Source organism: uncultured Tateyamaria sp. (assembly GCF_947497045.1).
Taxonomy (GTDB): domain Bacteria; phylum Pseudomonadota; class Alphaproteobacteria; order Rhodobacterales; family Rhodobacteraceae; genus Tateyamaria.
In genome coordinates this window covers 335360-350451 of the sequence record NZ_CANMEU010000004.1, presented here as the reverse complement: position 1 = coordinate 350451, position 15092 = coordinate 335360, and the positions used below count along the sequence as shown (strand labels likewise).

At 62.2% G+C, this 15092-nt stretch carries 16 protein-coding genes; all 16 read left to right on the top strand.

Translation table 11 applies throughout. The features are described from left to right. Positions 1-25: 25 nt before the first annotated feature. From Q0859_RS11245 to Q0859_RS11170, 16 genes are read left to right on the top strand one after another with little or no spacing between them, the layout of a single operon-like run. Entirely contained in the window at positions 26-1537 is a 1512-nt protein-coding gene (locus tag Q0859_RS11245) for a GMC family oxidoreductase N-terminal domain-containing protein (protein ID WP_299151121.1), read from the top strand. Then, positions 1534-2562 (top strand): sugar ABC transporter permease, encoded by a 1029-nt coding sequence (locus Q0859_RS11240; RefSeq protein ID WP_299151118.1) that lies wholly within the window; start codon positions 1534-1536, stop codon positions 2560-2562. The genes Q0859_RS11245 and Q0859_RS11240 overlap by 4 nt, the downstream gene beginning before the upstream one ends. Beyond that, on the top strand, positions 2562-3713 hold the full coding sequence (locus tag Q0859_RS11235; protein ID WP_299151116.1) for a carbohydrate ABC transporter permease: 1152 nt from the start codon (positions 2562-2564) through the stop codon (positions 3711-3713). The genes Q0859_RS11240 and Q0859_RS11235 overlap by 1 nt, the downstream gene beginning before the upstream one ends. A gap of 49 nt (positions 3714-3762) precedes the next feature. Next, a complete protein-coding gene (locus tag Q0859_RS11230; protein WP_299151113.1) occupies positions 3763-4299 on the top strand; it encodes an ester cyclase in 537 nt (178 codons plus the stop codon). A gap of 4 nt (positions 4300-4303) precedes the next feature. Continuing rightward, the gene (gene hisD, locus Q0859_RS11225) at positions 4304-5632 is read left to right on the top strand and encodes a histidinol dehydrogenase (protein ID WP_299151111.1); all 1329 of its coding nucleotides are present in this window, start codon (positions 4304-4306) and stop codon (positions 5630-5632) included. 48 nt (positions 5633-5680) lie between these two features. Beyond that, complete coding sequence (locus Q0859_RS11220) at positions 5681-6691, top strand: ester cyclase (RefSeq protein ID WP_299151109.1); 1011 nt, start codon at positions 5681-5683, stop codon at positions 6689-6691. Beyond that, a complete protein-coding gene (locus tag Q0859_RS11215) occupies positions 6688-7737 on the top strand; it encodes an ester cyclase (protein ID WP_299151107.1) in 1050 nt (349 codons plus the stop codon). The genes Q0859_RS11220 and Q0859_RS11215 overlap by 4 nt, the downstream gene beginning before the upstream one ends. Beyond that, the gene (locus tag Q0859_RS11210) at positions 7734-8495 is read left to right on the top strand and encodes an SDR family oxidoreductase (protein WP_299151105.1); all 762 of its coding nucleotides are present in this window, start codon (positions 7734-7736) and stop codon (positions 8493-8495) included. The genes Q0859_RS11215 and Q0859_RS11210 overlap by 4 nt, the downstream gene beginning before the upstream one ends. Beyond that, positions 8492-9514 carry a LacI family DNA-binding transcriptional regulator gene (locus Q0859_RS11205; protein WP_299151476.1) on the top strand — a complete coding sequence of 341 codons (1023 nt, stop codon included), beginning with the start codon at positions 8492-8494 and terminating at the stop codon, positions 9512-9514. The genes Q0859_RS11210 and Q0859_RS11205 overlap by 4 nt, the downstream gene beginning before the upstream one ends. Continuing rightward, positions 9511-10479, top strand: coding sequence for an ester cyclase (locus tag Q0859_RS11200; RefSeq protein WP_299151102.1), 969 nt, complete (start codon positions 9511-9513; stop codon positions 10477-10479). Before Q0859_RS11205 ends, Q0859_RS11200 begins: the two co-directional genes overlap by 4 nt. 43 nt (positions 10480-10522) lie before the next feature. Beyond that, a complete protein-coding gene (locus tag Q0859_RS11195; protein ID WP_299151100.1) occupies positions 10523-11137 on the top strand; it encodes a pyridoxamine 5'-phosphate oxidase family protein in 615 nt (204 codons plus the stop codon). Then, the gene (locus tag Q0859_RS11190) at positions 11134-11670 is read left to right on the top strand and encodes a DUF6653 family protein (RefSeq protein WP_299151098.1); all 537 of its coding nucleotides are present in this window, start codon (positions 11134-11136) and stop codon (positions 11668-11670) included. Before Q0859_RS11195 ends, Q0859_RS11190 begins: the two co-directional genes overlap by 4 nt. Further along, entirely contained in the window at positions 11667-12635 is a 969-nt protein-coding gene (locus Q0859_RS11185) for a cupin domain-containing protein (RefSeq protein WP_299151096.1), read from the top strand. The genes Q0859_RS11190 and Q0859_RS11185 overlap by 4 nt, the downstream gene beginning before the upstream one ends. Further along, complete coding sequence (locus Q0859_RS11180; RefSeq protein ID WP_299151093.1) at positions 12632-13246, top strand: class I SAM-dependent methyltransferase; 615 nt, start codon at positions 12632-12634, stop codon at positions 13244-13246. Before Q0859_RS11185 ends, Q0859_RS11180 begins: the two co-directional genes overlap by 4 nt. A 9-nt stretch (positions 13247-13255) precedes the next feature. Continuing rightward, positions 13256-14380 carry a cobalamin-independent methionine synthase II family protein gene (locus tag Q0859_RS11175; protein WP_299151090.1) on the top strand — a complete coding sequence of 375 codons (1125 nt, stop codon included), beginning with the start codon at positions 13256-13258 and terminating at the stop codon, positions 14378-14380. A gap of 4 nt (positions 14381-14384) precedes the next feature. Beyond that, on the top strand, positions 14385-15077 hold the full coding sequence (locus Q0859_RS11170) for an RraA family protein (protein ID WP_299151087.1): 693 nt from the start codon (positions 14385-14387) through the stop codon (positions 15075-15077). The last annotated feature ends 15 nt before the right edge of the window (positions 15078-15092 follow it).

The following is a 15092-nucleotide window of genomic DNA, read 5'->3' as shown; positions in this document are numbered from 1 at the left end:
CCAGCCGAATTTCACCGGGGGACAAATGCAGACTGAGTTCGATCATATTGTTGTGGGCGGTGGCTCTGCTGGATGCGCGGTGGCTGCGCGTCTTGCCGAACAACCGGGCGCACGCGTCTGCGTGATCGAGGCGGGGCCATCGGACCGCAATATCCGGGTCAAGGTGCCCTTTGGGCTGGTGAATCTGCTTGGCTCCGACCGGCGCAACTGGAAGCGCAAGACCATGCCGATGGCATCGGCGGGCGGGCGGCAGGTGTCCGTTCCACGCGGTAAGATGCTTGGCGGATCGGGGTCGATCAACTCGATGGTATGGTTTCGTGGCACCCGTGCGGATTTTGACGCATGGGGTCTGCCGGGATGGGACGCCGATACGGTCTGGGCCGCCTATGACGAGATCGAGGCGCGCATGACACCTACCCGTTTGCCACATCCGCATCCGCTGTCCGAAGCCTTTGGCGCGATGTTCGCGGCCAATGATCCACATGCCCCGCCCACGCCTGAGCGTGAAAGCGCGGGCGTCTTTCACACCAATATGCGCCGTGGGGCGCGCTGGTCAGCCGCAGACGGGTTCCTGCGTCCCTCCGGGGCGACCGTCATCACGGATGCCGAAGTGGACCACGTGACCTTCGAGGGTATCCGGGCAACCGGGGTGGCCTTGCGCAGTGGGCGGCACCTTACCGCGCGTTCCGGGGTGATCCTTTCGGCGGGCAGTATCGAAAGCCCGATGATCCTGATGCGCTCGGGCATCGGGCCTGCGGATGATCTGCGTAGGGCAGGAATCGAGGTGCGCATTGATGCTCCGGGTGTGGGCGCGAACCTGCACGATCATCCCGGCTTTGGGCTGCACTTCAAGGGGCAGGGATCGGGTTATGGTTTGACGCTTGGACAACTGCCTGCATGGGCGCTGTCGCCGTTCAAATGGATGTTGGCGCGGTCGGGGCGGCTGTCGTCGAACACAGTCGAGGCGGGCGCGTTCTATGCGCTGGATGGCGACACGCCGGAAATCCAGACGCATTTCATGCCCTTCCTGATGGGCTGGCAAGGCCGCGCTATCATCTGGGGTTCGGGCTATTTCGCGGATGTGTGCCTGTGCCAGCCACGCTCGCGCGGACGCCTGCGGATCGGGGCGGATCGCTACGCTCCGCTGATCGACCTCAACCTGTTCGGGGATGAAAGCGATCTGGATCAAATGACCCAGGCGGTTGGCAAGTTGCGCAGCTTGCTTGATGCGGCTGATTTCGGCACGCGCCGCGCGCCCGAGGCTTTTCCGGGCACCCATGTGACAGGTGAGGCACTGCGCGAGGTGATCAAAACCCGTGCGGGCACCGCCTACCACCCGGTAGGGACGGTGGCCCTAGGAGGTCCACTGGATGCCACCGGGGCGCTCAAAGGTGCACAGAACCTCTGGGCGGCGGATGCCAGCGTCATGCCGCGCATCACGTCCGCCAACACCAACGCCCCCTCGATGATGATTGGCTGGCAGATCGGCGGCTTTGTCGCCCAGGCCACCTGGTCCGACCAAAGGAATATCGCATGAAGTTCAAGACCTTCTTCTGGTTCGTCGGGCCATCGCTTTTTATGATGCTGCTGTTCATCGCGGCCCCGCTGATCTCGGTGTTCATTCAATCCTTCCAGATCACCCAACCGGTCATGCAACAGATCGAGGTCGAGACCTGCACCCCCGGTTTCCTGACGCAGACCTGCACGACCGAGATCAAGACCGTGCCCATCATCGACGAAGAAACGGGCAAAACCCGGACCACCACGGCCTGGGTCGGCTTTCAAAGCTACAAGAACGTGTTGCAAATGGACAAGGTCTGGGCGGCCATCGGGTCGGGTAATGTCTCGGACATCCTGCAAATCGACTTCTGGAAGGCGCTGCGGTTCACGCTGATGTTCACGCTGGTGACGCTGCCGCTGGTGGTTGGGGTGGGCCTTGCCATCGCGCTGGCGGTGAACAATGCCGCAAAGTGGCTGCGTGGGCCGGTGATCTTTGTGTCGCTTCTGCCCTTCATCATCACACCGGTGATCGGGTCGCTATCGATCTATTGGCTGTTTGTCGGCGACGGTATCCTGACGGCCACGCTGGAACGCTGGACAGGGCAGGACATCGCGATGTTTGCCCAAGCCTGGACCATCGAGTTGCTGATGTATTTCTACCGGGTCTGGCACGTGGCCCCCTTCGCCTTCGTGATCTTCTATGCGGGTTTACAGACGGTCAACATGGACACGCTTGAGTCCGCGATCATCGACGGCGCGTCCCGGTTCGAGCGACTGCGCTATGTGATCGTGCCACACCTGATGCCGCTGATCATCTTCATCGCGCTGATCCACCTGATGGATTGCTACCGCGTCTTTGACGAGATCATTGGCTTCCGCTCTCAGGCGCATGTGATTTCGCTGCAATGGCTGACCTTCGATTTCCTGACGCCGGACGATGCGGGTAACCGGGCGATCAGCCGGGCCGCGGCCAGTGCGATGCTGACCATGATCGGGATCGTGATCCTGCTGATCCTGCCATTGCGCCGCACATGGCGTGACCACAAGGGGGGGGCGCACTGATGTCAAAAGCCACCGCACAACCGCTGTCACTCAAGATTTTTTCCGGTGCCTTCCTCGCCTTCTGGTGCCTGATTGCCGCCTTCCCCATTGTGTGGATCGCGGTGATGAGCGTGAAATCCCCGCGCGACGCCTTCGCCGCAAGTGCGTGGGATGTGATCACCGGGCCTGCCACCCGGGCGGCGGGCAATGGGCTGAGCCTCATTGACATCGTGCTGGGGCTGGCCGTGCTTTATTTTGCGATCCGGTGGGCCTTTACCCGGTTGCCGGGGATGGTGGAACAGTTCTCGCCTCCGGGCTTTATCGCATTGGGCTGGCTCGTGGGGGCCGCGGCCTATGGTCTGCTGTTCGTGCTGATCTTTTTCGGGGCACTTCCTAATGTCTCTGGCGCGCTCAACGGCATCACCGGGCCGCTTGGTGCGCCGATCCTTGGGCTGACGACCGAGCATTACGTGGCGGTCTGGGGGGAAAACCAGTTCTACCGAAACTTTATGAATTCAATGATCGTGACCGCAGGGGTCGTGACGATTTCACTGACAGTGGGCACGCTGGCAGGCTATGGGCTGGCGCGGTCCGGCTCTGATCTTGCGTTTTGGCTGCTGATCATCGCGCTGGTGTTTCGTGCGCTGCCGCATTCGGTGCTGGTGGCGGGCTATCTGCCCTGGTTCATCAACTCGGCGGAACTCCTGCGCCCGATCCTCGGCGATCTGAGCCCGACGCTCTATGGTCAACCCTGGGCAATCATCGCGGTGCTCGTGGCCATCAACCAACCCTTCACGATCTGGATGCTGCGCTCGTTCTTCCAGAACATCCCGGCCGAGCTGGACGAGGCGGCGCGGGTGGATGGATGCAGCCACTTTCAGGCGTTTCGCCGGGTGATCATGCCGGTCATGTGGCCGGGGGTCATCACGACGGGGCTGTTCAGCTTCCTTCTGGGATACAACGACTTCCTGGTGACTGCCCTGCTGCTGGATGCGCAGAACCAGACGATGGTTCCGGCCATCGCAGGCTATTTCAACCGCGAGACCACCACGACCGATCAGGTCGAGGCGGTTGCGGCGGCGGTGTCGATCACAGCACCCCTGTTCCTGCTGGTCATGGTCTTCCAACGCCAGATCGTGTCGGGTCTTACAGCCGGAGCGGTCAAAGGATGACCCTGCCTTTCATTGTTCCCAAAATATGCCCGCCGGAGGCGTCTGCCCCATGAAAGGATCACGACCCGAACAGGCAATCCTGACCCGCGACACCGACATGTCCAAGACGGACGAAACCCGCGCGGTGATCGAAGGGATGGTCGATGGCCTCAACGACCACCGGATCGATGATATCGGGCAGTTCTTTGCCCAGTCCTTTCGGTGGATGGGCAATCAAGGCTGCGGCACCAAGCACGGCTTGCAGGAGTTTCAGGACAACTGGCAGCGCCCCTTTCAGGCCGCGTTCTCGGACAAGGTCTGTGTGGATGAGGCCCGCCTGTACATGGGTGAATGGGCGGCGGCCTTCGGGCGGCAGGAGGCGACCCATTCCGGTGATTTCATGGGTGTGGCCCCGACCGGCAAGCGGATCGAAATCCGGTACATGGACTTCTGGAAGGTCGAAGATCAGCGCATCACCGACAATTACGTGATGGTCGATTTTCCGCATGTTCTGGCCCAACTGGGCGTGGATGTTTTCAACGGGGAAGGCTGGGAGGCCTTTGATCGCGGCGACAAGACCCCGCCGCGCCCCGACAACAACAGGTGACGACATGACAATTGAATATCTCAAACGCGGCAAACCCGAAACCGAACGGGATGAGGACGATGCCAAGACCCGCAAGATCGTGGAGGACACGCTGGCCGATATTGCGGCCAATGGTGACGCCGCCGTGCGCCGCCTGAGCGAAAAGTTCGACAATTACGCGCCCGAAAATTTCAGGCTGTCGCAGGTCGAGATTGACGATCTGATCGCGCAACTGACCCCGCGCGAGCTGGCCGATATCGAGTTTGCGCAGGAACAAGTGCGCAACTTTGCCCAGGCCCAACGGGACTCGATGCTGGATATCGAGGTCGAGACGATGCCGGGTGTGATCCTGGGCCACAAGAATATCCCTGTCCAATCGGTGGGCTGCTATGTGCCCGGCGGCAAGTTCCCCATGGTGGCCTCGGCACACATGTCGGTGGCCACGGCTTCGGTCGCTGGCGTGCCCCGCATCATCGCCTGCACCCCGCCCTTCAAGGGCAAGCCCAACCCGGCGGTGATTGCGGCGATGCACATGGGCGGTGCGCACGAAATCTATGTGATGGGCGGCATTCAGGCGATTGGGGCCATGGCTTTGGGGACCGAAACCATTGACCCGGTCCACATGCTTGTCGGACCGGGCAACGCCTTTGTGGCCGAGGCCAAGCGGCAACTGTTCGGCAAGGTCGGTATTGACCTGTTCGCAGGCCCGACCGAAACCATGGTGATTGCCGACGACACGGTAGATGCCGAATTGTGTGCAACCGATTTGCTCGGGCAGGCCGAACATGGGTACAACTCCCCCGCAGTCCTGCTGACCAACTCGCGCAAGCTGGCCGAGGCCACCATGAGCGAGATCGAGCGCATCCTGATGATCCTGCCCACCGCCGACACAGCCCGCACCAGTTGGCAGGACTACGGCGAGGTGATCCTGTGCGACACCTATGACGAGATGCTGGCGGTGGCCGACGACATCGCGTCAGAACACGTGCAGGTGATGACCGACCGCGATGACTGGTTTCTTGAGAACATGACCTGCTACGGCGCGTTGTTTTTGGGCGCGCGCACCAACGTGGCCAATGGTGACAAGGTGATCGGCACCAACCACACCCTGCCGACCAAGAAGGCGGGCCGCTACACGGGCGGATTGTGGGTCGGCAAGTACCTCAAGACCCATTCCTATCAGAAGGTCACCACGGACGAGGCTGCGGCTGAAATCGGAGCCTATGGCTCGCGTCTGTGCATGCTCGAAGGGTTCGTGGGACACGCTGAGCAATGCAACCTGAGGGTCCGGCGCTATGGCGGTATCAATGTGCCCTACGGCACCGGGGCACCCGCCCGCGACGCCGCTGAATAGCGGCGGCACCGCCCCCAGGATTTTTGGGAACAGGGACGAAAAACCCGTATGGGTGAGGACATCAATCAACGCAACAAGCAGACGGCACTGGCCCTTTGGGCGGTGCTGGATCGTGACCCGCGCGGAGCAAGCGAGATGTTGCGTGATGTGCAATCGTGGCACGCGCCCGCGGCAGTCGGTGTCCAGACCAGCGGCAAGGCGGTGATTGATGCCTTGTTCGCCCCACTGCACCACGGGCTGTCAGGGTTTATGCGGCAGACCCACATTCTGATGGCCGGCCAATCGCAGGCTCACGAGGGTAGGGGCCGTGATGACACCCACTGGGTGGGGGCGACAGGCTATCTGACAGGCCGGGCCAGTGCGCCGATCTTTGGTATTCCGCCCACGGATCACGACCTGCGCATCCGGTGGGGCGAATTCCTGCGCTTTGATGATGCAGGGCGCATCACCCATGCTCAGACCATCTGGGATTTTGTCGATTGGTTTGATCAGATTGATCTGCCGGTTCTGCCCCGCCCGCGCGGTGCGCGGCATGTCTATCCCGCGCCGACAGGCTATGACGGTGTGCTGGTTGATCCACAGGATCAGCAGGCCACTGCGCGCACCTTGGCCTTTGGGCGGGATTTTATCTTTGGCGGGCTCAATGGCTTTGACGAAAGCGATTTGTCGAGCATGGGCATGGCTCGTTATTTCCACCCGAACCTCAAGTGGTACGGCCCCGGCGGGATTGGGGCCTGCCTGTCTCTGTCCGAGTTCGAGACGTTCCACCAGCACCCCTGGCTGATGGCCTTTCCCGATCGCAAGGTGATGCATCTGGAAAGCCTGTTTGCCGAAGGCGAGATGCTGGCCGCGTCCGGCCCCATGGGTGTGGTGGGCACCCATAGCGGCCCCTATCTGGGCCATGCCGCCACGGGTGCGCCGATCGAGGTTTCGGGGTTGGACTTCTGGCGGCGCGAGGGGGACCGGTTCACCGAAAACTGGGTATTCGTTGATATGATCCACTTGTTTTCGCAAATGGGTGTCGACCTGTTTGCGCGGATGCGGGAGCAGGCGGGATGAGCCATGTACATGATCGCAACAAGGCCCTGATCGCGCCGTTGCGCGCAGCGATGTATGATTTTGATCTTAATGCGCTGCGCACCGTCCTGCGTGAGGTCTGCGCGCCCGATGTCGTATTCAACCTCGCGTTTCCGTTCGAGACGATATCGGGCGTGGATGCCTATCTGGACGCAACCTATGGCCCGCTGATCCGGGCCATTCCCGACCTTGAGCGGCGCGATCATATCGTGATGGCGGGGCCGACGCTGCAAGGGGGTGATTGGGTCGGCTGTGGGGGGTATTATACTGGCACCTTCACGGCCCCATGGCTGGACATTCCGCCCACAGGTCACATCGTTCACATGCGGTTTCACGAATTTTACCGCCTCCAAGAGGGCAAGATCGTCGAGATGCAGGCGCTGTGGGACATTCCAGAGGTGATGATGCAGGCGGGCGCATGGCCCATGGTGCCCAGTCTGGGCCGTGAGTGGCATGTGCCGGGGCCTGCGACGTGTGATGGGATGGTGCCCGGCCCCTATGACCCCGCGGCGGGCCAGACCACCTGCGAGCACATCATCGACATGCTCACGCACCTCAAAAAGCACCCCAGCCAGGGCGGCCCCGAGGTGATGGAGATGGCGCGGTTCTGGCATCCGAAGATGATGTGGTACGGCCCTTCGGGCATTGGATCGGGGCGCGGGATCGCGGGCTTTCGCAACTGGCACCAGATCCCGTTCCTGAACGGGATGCCGGATCGGGGTCAATATGTGGGCGAGATCGTGTATCACTTCTTTGGCGACCGGAATTACGCAGCGGTGACCGGCTGGCCCGATATGTACCAGACGATCACACATGGCGGCTGGCTGGGCCTGCCGCCAACGCATAAGAGGATCGCGATGCGCAGCCTCGACTTCTGGCGGCTTGAACATGGATTGATACGGGAGAATTGGGTGATGGTGGATTTGCTGCATATGTATGACCAGATCGGGGTCGATGTGCTGGGACGCATGCGCGAGTTCAACAAGGCGCGGGCGGGTTTTGATGCCCAGACCGGGTGTGCGCTGTGAGCGATCTGCCCCGCACTCCGTCCTTTGATCTGGCTGGCAAACGCGCACTGGTGACGGGGGCGTCCTCTGGCATCGGGCTCGGCTGCGCCGTGGCGCTGGCCGAGGCGGGCGCGCATGTTGTCTGCGCGGCGCGGCGCGCAGACGCGCTGGCCGATGTGGTCGAGGCGATGACCGCACAGGGGTGGAGCGCCGAGGCGATGCCGCTGGACCAAAGCGATATCGCGGCGGTCGATGCGGCTTTTGATACGCCATTCGATATCGTGCTGAATTCTGCCGGGTTGGCGCGCCATGGCCCGTCCATGGACACGGCACCGGATGATTTCGATGCGGTGGTCGCCATCAACCTCAAGGGCGCGTATTTCTTGTCGACGGCAGCGGCGCGCGCCCTCACGGCCGCAGGCAAGCCGGGCAGCATCATCCATATCTCGTCCCAGATGGGCCACGTGGGCGGCATTGACCGGGCCGTCTATTGCGCGACCAAACATGGGGTTGAGGGCATGGTAAAGGCCATGGCCATCGAGTGGGGCAAGGCCAATATCCGTATCAACACGATCTGCCCGACCTTCATACGCACTGCATTTACCGAAAAGTCGTTTCAGGACCCGGACCGATTTGCGTGGATCATGGACAAGATCAAGCTGCCCCGCGTTGGCGAGGTCGAGGATATCATGGGTGCGGTTCTGTTCCTGGCCTCGGATGCTTCGGCGATGGTCACCGGGACCTCGATGTTGATTGACGGAGGTTGGACAGCCGACTGATGCCCGACAAGGTGACAGCACTGGATGTGGCCGAACAGGCGGGGGTTTCCCGCTCGGCGGTGAGCCGCGTATTCACGCCCGGTGCGTCCGTGTCAAAACGCACGGCGGACAAGGTGCGCAGTGCCGCTGACGCGCTTGGCTATCGCCCCAACGTGCTGGCGCGCAGCCTGATCACCGGGCGCAGTCGGATCATCGGGCTGTTGGTTGCCTATCTGGAAAACCACTTCTACCCCGAGGCGATCGAGCGCCTGAGCCGCTCCCTGCAACAGCGCGGCTATCACGTGTTGGTCTTCATGGCCTCCAACTCGGGTGAAGAGGCTGACGAGGTGATGAAAGAGCTGCTGGATTATCAGGTGGACGGGATCATTGCGGCGTCCGTGGGCATGTCCAACGATCTGACCATGCGCTGTGAGGCGGCGGGCATTCCCATCGTTCTGTTCAACCGGGCACAGGATGATGATCGGCTGTCGTCTGTCACTTCGGACAATTATCATGGCGGTCACAAGCTGGCCGAATTTCTGATCGCGGGTGGGCACAAGCGGATCGCGCATATCGCGGGGTGGGAGGGGGCCTCGACCCAACGTGACCGGGAGGCGGGGTTTGTGGCGGGCCTTGAGAGGGCAGGCCATAACCTGTGTGCGCGCGGCGTGAGCGACTTTGACTTTGAAAAGGCCAAGGTGGCGGCGCGCGCCATGTTTGACCGGCCCGACCAACCCGATGCCGTGTTTTGCGCCAATGATCACATGGCTTTTGCGGTCATGGATGTGCTGCGTTTTGAGCTGGGGCTGTCGGTACCGGGGGACGTGTCGGTTGTGGGCTATGACGATGTGACGCTGGCCGCCTGGCCAAGCTATGATCTGACCACCGTGCGCCAGCCGGCGGGCCAGATGGCTCAAGCCACCGTCGATATTCTGCTGGATCGCCTGGCCGATCCCGAAACCAAACCCCGTCGTGTCGCACTGGATGGCCCGCTCATCCTGCGCGGCTCGGCCCGCATACCCAAAGGATACACCCCATGAAGGGCTTTTCGAACCGGTGGAAGGACTTCCCCGATTATATCATCGGCATCACCAAGGAAATCTGGGAGGATCGCGGCATCGCGACCCTGCATCACTATTACAGCCCCGATATCGTGGTGCGCTCGCCCGCCTCCGTGGTGATTGGCAATGAAAAGGTGATCGGGGCGACGATGGCCACGCTTGCCGAGTTCCCCGACCGGACGTTGCTGGGCGAGGATGTGATCTGGTCCGGTACCCCCGAAGAGGGGATGTTGTCCTCGCATCGGCTTTTGTCCACGGCGACCCATCTGGCGGACGGGATGTATGGCAAGGCGAGCGGCAAGAAGCTGACCTATCGCATCATCGCCGATTGTCACGCGATCAACGACCAGATCAATGACGAATGGCTGATCCGCGACCAGACCGCCATCGTCAACCAGATCGGGTGGGAGGCCAAGGCCTTTGCCGCCGACCTGATCGAGCGCGAAGGCGGCATGGAACGGGCGCGCATGCCGCTGACCCCCGCCACCGACAAGCCCGGCCCCTATGAGGGGCGTGGCAACGACAACGCTTGGGGTGCGAAATATGCGGATATCCTAACCCGGATCATGGGGGCTGACATGGCAGTCATTCCGGCCGAATATGATCGGGCGGTGCAGTCCGAATATCCCGGCGGCCTGACGGGTCACAGCCACGGCCCCGTCGATCGGTTCTGGATGGGGCTGCGCGCCTCGTTTCCTGATGCAAAATTCACCATCGACCATCAGATCGGGCGCGATGACGACCTGATGCCGCCCCGCGCCGCGATCCGGTGGGCGCTGCATGGCAAGCATGACGGGTGGGGGTATTTCGGCGCGCCCACGGGGGCCGAAGTCTATGTCCTTGGGATTTCCCATGCCGAGTTCGGCCCATGGGGGTTGCGCCGCGAATATGCGCTGTTTGATGAAACCGCGATCTGGAAACAGATCCTGATGCAGACGGGCTGAGTGTCGGATTTGAGTATTTTCGGAACAATGAAAGGGCAGGAATGTGCAACGATATGACGAGGTGATGTTCACCGATGCGGTCAAGGCCTTGCAAGAGGCCGAAGGTTCGGCGGATATGTACGCGCGCAGCTATGGCGCGCGCACCCATAGTCTGACCGAGGACGAGGTCGCATTCATCGCCAACCGCACGTCGTTCTACATGGCCACTGTGTCCGAAACCGGCTGGCCCTATATCCAGCATCGCGGCGGGCCGGCGGGGTTCCTGCATGTGCTCGATGACCACACGCTCGCCTTTGCAGACTACCGCGGGAACATGCAGCACATATCCGAAGGGAACCTCGCGGGTGATGATCGGGTGTCGCTGTTTCTGATGGAGTATCCGCGCAAGGCCCGGATGAAGTTGCAGGGTCATGCGACCTTTCAGGCGGCGGAGGCGGACCCCGACCTTGCTGCACGTGTCGCGGTCGAGGGGCAGGGCCGGGTCGAACGCCTCGTGACCATCAAGCTGGTGGCCTTCGACTGGAACTGCCCGCAATTCATCACCCCCCGGTTCGATGTCAGCGAGATTGCACAGCTTGTGACCCCCGAGATGGACAAGCTGACCGCGCGCATTGCCGAACTTGAAAAGGCCCTGGCCGCTGCAAAGGGGCAGGGATGAGCGACATCTACCGCGCCGCCGAACGCCTGATGGGGATGGAGGATGCCGACTGGTGCCGCCATGCCAACCCGCTCAGCGTCTGGACGCGGTTCACTTGCCTGCCTGTGTTGGTTTTGGCGATCTACGCGCGGGTCTGGATCGGCTGGTGGGCGCTGCCTGCCGTTATCGGCGCTGCGGCGTGGACATGGTTCAACCCGCGCGCCTTTCCACCCCCGAACGATTATGGTACATGGGCCGCACGTGCCACGCTTGGTGAACGGGTATTTCTGGCCCGTGACCGGCACGACATCCCCGCCCATCACATCCGTGCCGCCCATATCCTGACCGGGCTGTCGGCCCTTGGTGCTGTGCCTCTGATCTATGGAATTGCGGTGCTGAATCCATGGGCGACGGTTCTTGGAGTGATTGCCACCATCCTTCCCAAAGTCTGGTTCTGCGACCGCATGGTCTGGATCCACGCCGACCTCACCCAAACCACGCCGGGCACGCCGTTGCCCACCCCGTTTTTACCACCCGAAAGGACGACACCATGACCCCCGCCGAGATGGAGCCGCGCATCGTGCGTTATGGCGACCTGATGCCTTGCAAGACCGCATTTATCGACGCCCACACGCCCGGTTCGGACCAGAAAGAGAACTTTACCATCATCGGCGGTGGGGTTTCGGAATCTCCCGACCAGCACGTGCATATCGCGGTGCCGCACGGGTTCAATATCGGAGCAGCCGGGCAACCGCCCAAATGCCGCAATTCGCTGCACAGCCACCGCACGGCCGAGGTGTTCTTTGTCCTGTCGGGGCGCTGGCGGTTCTTTTGGGGCCGCCACGGCACCGCCGGAGAGGTCGTGCTGGAAGAGGGGGATATCATCAACATCCCCACCGGCATTTTTCGCGGGTTCGAGAATATCGGCACGGACTACGGGATGATCATGGCGATCCTTGGGGGCGACGATGCGGGGGGCGGTGTGATCTGGGCCCCACAGGTGATCGAGGATGCGCGTGATCACGGGCTGGTGCTGGGCGAGAACGGCAAGCTCTATGACAGCAAGAAGGGTGACGATCTGCCCGAGGGTGTAAGGCCCATGCCGCTGCTGAACGAAGAGGAACTGAAAACCTACCCCGAAATGACCCCGATGCAGGTCGTGGGCATGGGCGTGCGCCGCTATCACGATATGATGGCGTTGGCGCAGCATGATCCTTGCAAAGTGATCGGCGAGAGAGGGATCATCCGCGACAAGCCGGGCTTTGAGGTTGATTTCATCACCCGTGGCAGCGCGACCGACGCGATGCACGCACATGACCGGCCGTCGGTCCTGATGCCGATGCGGGGCCATTGGCGGGTCACATGGGAGGGCGGCGCGACCACGCTTGCGCCCGGCGACACCATGAGCGTGCCCGAAAATCTGGCCCACAGCGCGGTACCCTCGATGACGGGTGAGGCGTCACTTTATCATATCGTGGGCACGGACGATCCGGCGGGGCCGACATGGCAAGGCCAGTGACACGGACACCCAACGCCTCCTCCGAAGATACGCGCGAGGTCTATGAACGTCAGGCCGCCGCCTATGACGCGACGCGCTCGCGCGCGTTGTTCGAGGCGCGGTGGCTGGCGCGGTTCACCAACGGGCTGCCAGCAGGGGCGCGGGTGCTTGATCTGGGCTGCGGCGCTGGCGAGCCGATTGCGCGCTGGTTCATCGCCGAGGGGTTCGCGGTCACGGGCGTTGATTTTGCGACCTCCATGCTGAATATCGCGCGTGCCCGCTGGCCGGATGGTGACTGGCGACAGGGCGATATGCGCACCCTCGACCTGGGCGAAACATTCGATGGGATCGTGGCATGGGACAGCTTTTTCCACCTGCGCCCGGAAGAACAGCGCAGCTGCATCGCGCACATGGCCCGCCACCTTGCCCCGGGTGGTTCGCTGCTGATAACCGTGGGGCCACGCGCGGGCGAGGTCAGCGGCACCGTGGGCGGCGAGGCGGTCTATCACGCCTCTCTTTCGCCTGCCGAATACGCGACATGCCTTGAAAACAACGACCTGCGCATGACCGGGTTTCTGGCTGAAGACCCGGAGACGCAAAACCACAGCGTGCTGATGGCACGCAAGGACTAGGACAGAACGATGGCAATTCTCACGACCCACACCGGCAGCCTGCCCCGCACCCAAGAGGTGGTCGATTTCATCTTTGCACGTGAACGCGAAGAACCTTACGACCCGGCCGCCTTTGATGCGGCGATGGCCAAGGCGGTGGATGCCACGGTGGCGCGGCAAGTTGCTGCCGGGGTCGATATCGTCAGCGATGGCGAGACGTCCAAGATCAGCTATGCGACCTATGTCAAGGATCGCTACACCGGCTTTTCCGGTGACAGCCCGCGCAACGCGCCCGCCGACCTCAAGCAATTCCCCAGCTTTCTCAAGCGTCTCGCAGAGGGTGGCGGCACGCCCCAATATGCTCGGCCCATGTGCACAGGCGCGGTCAAGAGCCGTGGGCAAGGCGAATTGCAAAAGGATATCGACAACCTCAAGGCGGCCATGGCCAAGCACGGGGTGAGGCGCGGGTTTATGAACGCCGCCTCACCCGGTGTTATTTCGCTGTTCCTGCAGAACGATTTCTATCCGACGCGGGATGCCTACCTTGCTGCCCTCGCCGATGCGATGAAGGCGGAATACGAGACCATTGTGGCCGCCGGTTTGGATGTGCAACTGGACTGCCCGGATCTGGCCCTCAGCCGCCACATGCTGTTCGCTGATCTGAGCGACAAGGAGTTCCTCAAGATCGCTGACAGTCACGTCGAGGCGCTGAACCATGCGCTCTCGGATGTGCCCGCCGACAAGGTGCGGGTGCATATCTGCTGGGGCAACTACGAGGGGCCCCACACCTGCGACATCGACATGGACACGGTGTTTCCGACGCTCATGTCGACCAAGTCGCGCTATGTGCTGTTTGAGACGTCGAACCCCCGCCATGCCCATGAATGGACGGTCTTCCGGGATCGCAAATCCGAGATTCCGGACGACAAGGTGCTGGTTCCGGGCGTCGTGGACACCACCACCAATTTCGTCGAGCACCCCGAGGTCGTGACCCAACGTATCGAACGCTTCACCGATATCGTCGGTGGAGACCGGGTGATCGCGGGCAGCGATTGCGGTTTTGGCACCTTTGCCGGGTTCGGCTCGGTCGATCCGGAAATCGCCTATGCCAAGCTCGACGCACTCAGTACCGGTGCGGCCAAGGCAAAGGGGTAGGGCGATGGACGGCACACTCCATGACCTGCTCAGATCGGTCGATACCCCCACGGTCTGTAACGCCATCGAGGTGGCGCAGGGCAAGCGTGGGTTCAACGCCTTCACGCGGGGCACGATGCTGGCCTCGGACCCTGCGGGCGTCATGGTTGGCTATGCGCGCACGGCCCGCATCCGCGCGCTGGCCCCGCCGACCGAACCGGCGGATGTGATCAAGGCGCGACGCATGGCCTACTACAAGTACATGGCCGAGGGCACGCGCCCGTCGGTCTGCGTGGTGCAGGATCTGGACGTGCCCAACGCCATCGGGGCCTATTGGGGCGAGGTCAACACCAACATTCACAAGGCGCTCGGGCTGTCGGGCACGTTGACAGACGGGGTCATGCGTGACCTTGGCGATCTGGCGGACGGTTATCCGGTTGTGGCGGGCTCTATCGGACCAAGCCATGGCTATGTGCATGTGATTGATTACGACCAGCCGGTGCGCATCCATGGGCTCGACATCCGGCCCGGCGATCTGGTCCATGCGGACCGGCATGGGGCCGTAGTGATCCCCGAAGAGGTGGTCGAGGACCTGTCGGATGCCATCGCAACGCTGATGCGCGCTGAAGGGATCGTGTTTGATGCGGTCAAAGGCAAGCAAATCAGCTTTGCCGAGTTCGAGACTGCCTGGGCGGCATTCGAAGCTGCGCGCACGTGATCGCGCGGGCGTTCG